Raw genomic sequence first — 1,600 nt, 5'->3', positions numbered from 1 at the left:
CCGCGTAGAACCAGCAGGCTGCCCAGCAGCAGGGTGTGTAGCAGTTTCATCAGAAGACGTTTTTCCATTGGCGCAGGCCGGCCAGCACGCTGGCTGGGTCCTGCTGTCTCACCTGTGCGTCGAAGCCTGCGGCGGCCGCGGCCACCGCGGATTCGCGCGTTCTCAGAAAGGGATTGATGGAGCGCTCGGTCTCCATCAGGGATGGCAGCGTGGGCCGACCGGCCTCGCGCAACGCCTGACAATGCCGCTGGTAGTGAGCCAGGGTTTCGTTGTTTGGTTCCACGGCCTGGGCAAAGCGCAGGTTGGACATTGTGTACTCATGTGCGCAGCACACCAGTGTATTGCCCGGCAGCGAGGCCAGATCGTCCAGCGATTGCTGCATCTGCTGCGCAGTGCCCTCGAACAGGCGGCCGCATCCCCCGGAAAACAGCGTGTCGCCGCAAAACAGCACGGGCTGTGCCTGTGCCGCCGTGCTGTAGAAGGCAATGTGGCCGCTGGTATGGCCTGGTACATCGATGACCTGCCAGGGGCCGCCCAGTGCCTGCACGGCATCGCCTCCCTGCACGCGCTGAACGGGTTCGGGCAACTGCTCGTAGGCAGGACCCCAGACCTGGGCGCCCGTGGCCTGGTGCAGCTGGGCCACGCCACCGACATGATCGGCATGGTGGTGGGTGACTAAAATGCCCTGCAGCTGCAGGCCCAGCCGGTGCAACGTGGCGAGCACGGGCGCTGCATCGCCGGGATCGACGACCAGGGCCTGCCCGGCGTCATGCAGCAGCCAGATGTAGTTGTCGGAAAAAGCAGGAATGGGCAACAGGTTCATGAGCAGCAAAATTATAGGGATGCATCACTGGACGCAATCTGCCCTCGGCCACTACCTGCTGGAATGGGAGCAGCAGCGCTGCGACGAGGCGGTGGCCGATATTTTCGGCTATCACAGCCTGCAGCTGGGCATGCCCATGCTCCAGGGGCTGCGTGCCAACCGCATGCCGCACCGCTGGCTGGCGCTGGATTCCACGCAGGATGCAGCGCCAGCGGACGGCGCTGCCCCGCTGGAGGTTCCCGTGGCGCTGCTGGCCGATCCCGCCGCGCTGCCATTTCCCGAGGCCAGCCTTGACCTGGTCGTGATGCCCCATACGCTGGAGACCTCGCCGGACCCGCATGCCGTGCTGCGCGAGGCGGCCAGGGTGCTGATGCCTGAAGGCCGCATCGTGGTGTGCGGACTCAACCCTGCCAGTTTGCTGGGCGTGCAGCGGCGTGCCGAGCGTGGCGTGTACCTGCCCGATGTGGGCTGGGGCGTGGGTTACTGGCGGCTGCGCGACTGGCTGCGATTGCTGGCCTTCGAGATCGAGGCCGTGCAATTCGGCTGTTATCGTCCCGCCGTGCAGACGGATCGCTGGCTGCGCCGTTGGCAGTTCATGGACCGCGTGGGACGGCTGGGCTGGCCCATGCTGGGCGGTGTGTACTGCGTGGTGGCCGTCAAGCGTGTGCCGGGTGCGCGCATGCTGGAGCCTGCCTGGCGCGGCCGCGCGGTCGTGTCGGGCGCCACGGTGCCGGTCGCCCGTCGCATGCCGGCACAGGCCGCGCCGGACGGTGATCT

2 protein-coding genes are annotated in these 1,600 nt (G+C 66.8%); one reads left to right on the top strand and one right to left on the bottom strand.

Annotated elements, in window-relative coordinates; translation table 11 throughout:
- Positions 1-49: 49 nt before the first annotated feature.
- Entirely contained in the window at positions 50-823 is a 774-nt protein-coding gene (gene gloB, locus L995_RS13675; protein ID WP_016447443.1) for a hydroxyacylglutathione hydrolase, read from the bottom strand.
- A gap of 19 nt (positions 824-842) precedes the next feature.
- Between gloB and L995_RS13670 the strand changes: the two genes are divergently transcribed.
- Positions 843-1,600, top strand: a 758-nt coding sequence (locus L995_RS13670) for a class I SAM-dependent methyltransferase (protein WP_047472282.1), incomplete at its 3' end; no start/stop codon positions are given.

The sequence above is a fragment of the Delftia sp. ZNC0008 genome (assembly GCF_000799035.1).
Classification (GTDB): domain Bacteria; phylum Pseudomonadota; class Gammaproteobacteria; order Burkholderiales; family Burkholderiaceae_C; genus Comamonas; species Comamonas tsuruhatensis.
The sequence above is the reverse complement of the archived record's forward strand: the minus strand, read 5'-3'. Positions and strand labels throughout refer to the sequence as shown.

Coding starts and splice junctions, on each gene's coding strand:
- gloB (WP_016447443.1), bottom strand. CDS start 823: ATGAACCTGTTGCCCATTCCTGCTTTTTCCGACAACTACATCTGGCTG.